The organism is Trinickia symbiotica (genome assembly GCF_003028655.1).
Taxonomy (GTDB): Bacteria; Pseudomonadota; Gammaproteobacteria; order Burkholderiales; family Burkholderiaceae; genus Trinickia; species Trinickia symbiotica_A.
In genome coordinates this window covers 60,160-66,630 of sequence record NZ_PYUC01000024.1, presented here as the reverse complement: position 1 = coordinate 66,630, position 6,471 = coordinate 60,160, and the positions used below count along the sequence as shown (strand labels likewise).

The 6,471-nt window shown below is 55.7% G+C and carries 4 protein-coding genes and 2 pseudogenes; 1 reads left to right on the top strand and 5 read right to left on the bottom strand.

Annotation, left to right across the window (positions count from 1 at the left end):
- Nucleotides 1-70: 70 nt before the first annotated feature.
- The 4 genes and pseudogenes from tnpB to C9I57_RS30270 form a co-directional block, all read right to left on the bottom strand.
- Nucleotides 71-325, bottom strand: a complete 255-nt coding sequence (tnpB, locus tag C9I57_RS30290; protein WP_107154212.1) for an IS66 family insertion sequence element accessory protein TnpB — start codon at nt 323-325, stop codon at nt 71-73.
- Nucleotides 322-729, bottom strand: coding sequence for an IS66-like element accessory protein TnpA (gene tnpA / locus C9I57_RS30285; RefSeq protein WP_107154211.1), 408 nt, complete (start codon nt 727-729; stop codon nt 322-324). The genes tnpB and tnpA overlap by 4 nt, the downstream gene beginning before the upstream one ends.
- Nucleotides 730-1,260: 531 nt before the next feature.
- Nucleotides 1,261-2,343, bottom strand: a complete 1,083-nt coding sequence (locus tag C9I57_RS30280) for a porin (RefSeq protein WP_181322010.1) — start codon at nt 2,341-2,343, stop codon at nt 1,261-1,263.
- A gap of 723 nt (nt 2,344-3,066) precedes the next feature.
- Nucleotides 3,067-3,258 (bottom strand): annotated as a pseudogene (locus tag C9I57_RS30270) (hypothetical protein); the annotation flags it as partial.
- 454 nt (nt 3,259-3,712) lie between these two features.
- Here C9I57_RS30270 and C9I57_RS30265 point away from each other — a divergent pair.
- Nucleotides 3,713-4,900, top strand: coding sequence for a porin (locus C9I57_RS30265; RefSeq protein ID WP_107154209.1), 1,188 nt, complete (start codon nt 3,713-3,715; stop codon nt 4,898-4,900).
- A gap of 330 nt (nt 4,901-5,230) precedes the next feature.
- Here C9I57_RS30265 and C9I57_RS33505 read toward each other — a convergent pair.
- A pseudogene (locus C9I57_RS33505) lies at nt 5,231-6,090 on the bottom strand (IS3 family transposase); the annotation flags it as partial.
- Nucleotides 6,091-6,471 lie beyond the last annotated feature (381 nt).

Sequence of the window (6,471 nt, the reverse complement as noted above, 5' to 3'; positions counted from 1 at the left end):
GCCGATGAAACATTGCAGTCGATGGGATCGCCTCGTTGACCGGGCCGCGGCGGCGTCGGCGACAAAGAAATCAAAACCCTCCGATTCGACAGAAGGAGTTGTAGTATGAAACCAGATAGTTCATCAGAAGACACATGCCGTCGCCGGTCCACCACAGCACTTTGACCAAATCGCCGCGCTTGCCTCGGAACACGAACACGTGGCCGCTGAAGGGATCGCGTTCAAGTACCGTCTGAACCTTCGCGGCCAAGCTGTTGAAGCCCGAACGCATGTCGGTCACACCCGCAGCCAGCCAGATCTTTGTGCGGCTAGGCAGCCCGATCATGCTGCCGATTCCGATGCGCCGCGCAACATTTTCAGCACCAGTCGTAACGTGGCCTCGTTGGGCGAGCCCTCGATTCGCACGCGAGTCTTGCCTACGTTGATCTCGATGGCGCCCATCGCGGCAGCGCCGATCACCGGCGTCGGCGTCACGGTCGGAGTCGGCCGCTCGATCTGTGGCGCTGCCACTTCCACTGTGACCGGCAACAATCCCACCGGATCGTATTCGCCGGCGCGCAACGCTCGACGCCATTTGAATAGCAAGTTCGTGTTCACCCCGTGTTCCATCGCCAGGCGCGCTACGGATACACCCGGTTCGCAGGCCAGCTTGGCGAGTTTCCGTCGAAATTCGATGGGGTGATTCGGGATGCCTTTGCGTGAAGTTCTCTTCGGTGCTTCTGTTGACACTGTGGTCCCCGCTACTCCGTTTGGTGGGGCCTACTCTGGCAACATTCATTCACAACGTCGAGACGGTGCCGGCGACACGCTTACGATGCAACCGGCCATCCACCATTTTGGTCAGAGCCTTTCAGCAGCTTTGGCTCTTCGAGACTAACGAGGTTTAAGTCAACAGTTCACATATGTTGTGCATGCGGAACTTGCCTGGCCCCCACACCGCACGGCTGCTGGCAGTGTCGATCCCTGCCCGGTCGCCCGGGTGAACCGCCCATAGAGAGGGTACGTTGTTCCCGGAGCTTCGAACCCGACCGTTACCAGTCGCGCACGTCCGGGTAGGCAACTGCTGGTCGTACAGCAGGTCACAGCTTCAATCTCCGATCTACAGGTTGTTGAATGTGACAAGGCAGAGAAGAGCTTTGCCATCCACTACGTTGCCGATTTACGTCCGGCGGACGGCGACACGCGTCGCACTTGAACTGGCCTCTTAGCTCTTCTTCCTTTTTTTCGGATGATTTTTAGATGGCAAGTGTAATCAGGGAACTAGAAGCTATGGCGCACACCTACCACCGCGCCTACCGTCGTTCCTTGGACGCCCATTGTTGCACCGCTGATGGACAATACGGTGTTCATTGCGCCGTGGTTGTCCACAACCCCAACCTGTCCGTAGATAGCCGTCGCCTTCGAAAGGAGATACTGCGCCCCAAGTGACCCCATGACTGAGTGGTTAGACGTATTATTGCGGTCGCTTGTGAACCAGACCCCACCGTTCAAGTCGAGCTGGGGCAGCACGAAATAGTCCAATCCGCCCCCGTAGACGTTACTGCTAAAAGAACCCGCTACCTTATAGCTTGCAAACGACGCCTTCGCAGTGACCTTCCCGAACTTGTATGAAATTCCAAGCATTCGTCCGAAGAACTCAACTGTGGTGGGCTGGGGTGTCTGAGCAGTGCCTCCGGCGTTCCCGTTGTAGAACGCGGCATCGACCAACAAGCTTCCGTTATCGTATTTCAGATCAGCGGAATATTGCCGCCCAGCGGCGAAGTTCCCGGCTTCGCCCCCAAGTGCATACAAGACGCTTCCTTGGAACCCACCAATCACGGGGCTTGTGTACGACAGCGCGTTCGAATTGGAGATGCCTGTCGCTGCCACATTGCCAACGTACATGATAGGCGAACTACCAAATAGCGATGCATCGCGTGGATCGAGGCGATAGAGCGCGAGGAAAAACGGCGAGAACTGCAAACCAGCCTTGACCTCACCAGCGCTGCTCGTCAACGCAATCCAAGCTTGTCGACCAAAAAAGTTGCCGTTTGAGATACCAACTCCCCCGTTAGCGACGCTGATACCACTTTCGAGCTTGAATTCTGCCTTGACACCCCCGCCGAGGTCCTCCGTTCCCATCAATCCGAACTGAGAGGGCGAGTAGCCGGAATCAATAAGGGAGAACTGTTTTCCAGCATTCCCACCTGTTTCCATATTTAAAGTCTTGCTGGTATAGAGCAGTCCTGCATCGACCAGGCCATAGAGGGTCACGCTGCTCTGGGCATGTGCGACCCCAGCCCCAAACATGGCGGCTATACCCACCGAAATCTTGCTGCGTTTCAAGCTTACTTTCTTGTACATCTTCCGTCTCCTCCGTTGGCGCGTCGCATAAACGCGTTTTAAGCAAAAGCGATCATCCAAACATATATTTCGTATAACTAATATTATTTAATTTGGTACTTTTTTGTCAGATGAAGCAAGATTTCAACTGCGCTACTGACCTTCCAGTCAAAACAGCGTCGAACTCCTCGACTGCCTATCATTTCCTAGCAGCAAGACGATCAATCCGGTCAGATTGGATTCGCGCGTGACCTATTTCTCATCGTGTCGCGATGGATCGGTCGAGGGGACACTGAAGAGCCGAATTTCAATTGACGGCCACAGAGTACGCGGCATCGTGAATTTATTCAATGGTTGGACCATCGAAATACGGGAAAACATCCCTAGGGAAAACCCGCTTATAGACGCGACGCTTTCGCGTTGACGATCGGGACTGTGGGGGTGGGTTGATGCTGCTTTGGCCCAATCATTGTGCGTATTTCGGCGAAGCCGAACACGGATTTCGGTTGAAGTCGAACAGGGTTTCCGGAGGAAGGTGAACAGCCGTTTCGCTTGAAGTCGAACGGTTTCGGGGAATTCCGGAATCGGTGTTCGGCGCTCCGAAACGCGTGTTCATCTTCCCGAAATCGGTGTTCAGCCCGCCGAAACGGCTGTTCACTCCGCCGAAATGCGTGTTCGGTGGACCGAAACGAAAGGCGCGGTTTCGGTTGGCGGTACTGCGGATGGCTCAATCGGCCGGCGGTTAAGGTCGCCGGAATTGAGTTCCCGCATGATCTGGCTGAAGACACCCAGCTCGAAGAACCGGCGGTGCAGCATCCGGCTGTCCCGGCCGTGCGGGAACACCGCGCGCTCCCACTTCTCCGGCAACCAGTCCAGCGGCAGGTTCGCGAGGTCGTTATCGGTCAGCAGCAGGTATTCGCGGTGCGCGTTGCGGAAACCTTGCAGTTCCATCAGCTTCCTCACGTTTTCCTCATGCCAGTCCGATCTCGGCGCGACGGTGGAGACTGCGGCGCTTTTGCTCGGACGGGCGCGTCATCGACTCGCGCTGGTCAATGATCGAGCGCCATTCAAACATAGTCAATTCGTTTAATTATGTTAAACAATCGGCTGCGAATCGACATGCGGCGAGAAATACTGGCAGTGGAACGCACCGATGCCAAACATGCTGTAGCGCCGCAAATTTTAAATATGTTAAATCCATTGCACATGCTCGCGTTCGGCAAGACGATGTATTGGGTCGGGCACAGTGGACAAATATCAACAATCAGTCGTGTGGACACGCTCGATCGGAGGCTTTTGAATTTGAGGGTAAATCCTATTCTGGTAATTGATTAGGATAACGGTATAAAACGCAAAAACATTCTTAATATAGACCTCAACGAGGAGACACATGAAATCACCAACGATTTTGCTGTTAACATGCATTGGATTGGCAGCAGGCGCCGCCAACGCCCAAAGCTCCGTTACGTTATATGGTGTAATAGATACGGGTTTAGCTTACGTGAACACGGTCGCGCCCGGCCTTGGCAGGATTGGTTCTCGCCGCTACTCAATGGTTACGGCTGAGGGTACTGGAGACCAATGGGGGCTTACTGGTAGTGAGGACCTAGGAGGAGGACTTAGGGCGATCTTCAAACTGGAAAACGGCTTCAGCGCGATCGACGGCACGCTCTCCCAAGGAGGCCGTCTGTGGGGGCGAGAGGCGTGGATCGGCATGACCAGTCCTCGGGCAGGAACGCTGACCTTGGGTCGACAATATGACATGGTATTCAGCTATCTTGCACCATTGGTAGCGTGGTCGAGATTTGGAACGATCTACGGATCACATATTGGCGCCGTTGATGAGACATGGACCCTTTTCCGGTTGAACAATAGCATCAAGTACCAGATCTCACCAATCGACGGCCTTACGGTCGGAGCGCTTTATGCGTTTAGCAATCAAGCCTCCGGATCTGACGGCACCGGATTTGCAAACAATAGCGCAAACGGGCTCGGTGCAAAGTACGACAGGGGCGGTCTGCAGCTTCGAGTGGCGTACCTTCACCTATCAAATCCATCGGCGGGCATTGCGACCGCTACCAACCCGGGGGGGGCAATCGGCAACGAGTACTCCGCGTCGACGAGTATCTTTTTCAATGCCGGCTTCGTCCGAAGTCAAGACACGTATGCCGCTGGAGCGGGATATACGATCGGAACCGTGCAACTAGCATTTATCTTCACGAATACACTTCTGGACTACAAAGGCGGAGAGGGCCTGCGCGTCGCTAACTATGAGGTGAACGGAACCTGCTATTTGACGCCAGCCTTTATGCTAGGAGCTGGCTATATATACACAGACGGTTCCGGATATGGTGGCACAGGGGCCACGCAATTTGCAACCGGAGACAAACCAAGATGGCATCAGGTTGATCTCGGTGCCTCCTACCTTCTTTCTAAGCGAACGGACCTCCACGGTTCGGTGATTTATCAGCGAGCGGCAGGTGACGCTTCTGAAGCCGCGATTAATGGGATCGGTCCTGCAGGTATGGGCAAGCGCAACCAGCTCGTCGTAGTCGCTGGCTTGCGTCATCGCTTCTGAACGTATCAGCCGCCTTTCACCATTCGATATATTGAGAATACTATGACATCAATTAACGATTCGATTATCTCAGATGCGTCACCTCGTTCACACGAACAGGTTCCGGATGAGCTTAAACGACTGATCAAGAAGATTGGGCGGCGCGTAATGTGGTATTTGTGCGCTCTCTATTTCGTTTCCGTACTTGACCGGGGAAATATCGCGTTTGCTGCACTTTCTATGAACCGAGAAGTGGGTTTAAGCACGCAGATCTTCGGGATTGGAGTTGGGCTGACCTTCATGGGTTACGCACTATTCGAGATCCCCAGCAACTTGGCGCTCGCGAGGTTTCGCGCTAAAGCAACTACCCTGATCGGTGTTCACGATGTCCGGCAGCCCGTAGCGAGCGAACGCTTCTTCCAGTGCCTCGACGGCATGCGTGGCTTCCAGCGTGATGGCAACCCGGTGCGCGAGAATCTTACGGCTCGCCCAGTCCACCACCGCCGTCAGGTACACGAAGCCGCGCGCCATCGGAATGTACGTCGTGTCGAGGGCGAACACCTGATTGGCACGGTCGATCTTCATGCCGCGCAGCAGGTACAGCCAGATCTTGTGCTGTGCGTTGCGTCGGCTCGTGTTCGGCTTGCAGTACAGCGCCTCGACACCCATGCGCTTCATCAGTGTGCGTACGCAACGCCGACCCACCCCATGACCTTCCCGGCGCAGCAGGCGCGCCAGCATCCGTGCCCCGGCAAATGGAAACTCCATGTGCAGCTCGTCGATTCGCCGCATCAGCAACTGATCCGCCTCGCTCACTGGCTGCGCCCGGTAATACGCGCTCGATCTCGCGATGCCAACCAGTCGCGTCTGTCGCGAAACCGGCAGCGCATGCGTACGGTCAATCATCGCTTTGCGCTCAGCAGTCCGGCTTTGCCGAGCGCTCCTGACAAAAAATCGTTCTCCAGCGTCAACTGTCCGATCTTCGCGTGCAGCGTTTTCACGTCCACCGGCGGCTCGTTCGACGGTGGAGCGGCCACGCCGAACACATCCGCCGCACGCTCCTGCAGTTGCCGCTTCCACTCCGTGATCCGGTTCGGGTGCACATCGAACTGCTGCGCCAGTTCGGCCAGCGTGCGCTCGCCCATGAACGCCGCCAGGGCCACTTTCGCTTTGAACGCCGCAGAGTGCGTCCGTCGGGTTCTCTTCGTCATCTTTCCGGTTCCTTTGCCTACATTATCGCTGGCTCAGGCCCCGGGCATTCCACTTACCCGACTGTCCGAATTTGCGCGGCCACCTCTCACCTCGGCTTTTGCGACGCCTGACACTGATGACAGAAACAGCACACCGGCCTGCGAAAAACCCGGGAAGTAAAGGGGCTTAAAGAGCCGCACAACTTTATGGGAGCTGCAGGCGCGAACTTCATCATGGCGCGGGGCTCAGCCCTAACCAACGACGCCGGATAGATTTAGGCAAGCCAACCTGTCTTCACGCACATGCGGTTGCAAATCTGGGGCGGACCATAGATTTACTTCGCTCTACGACTTCCTTAAGTGGACGCGAAGCTCCACTGTCGAGAAGTCTATCGTCGTCGT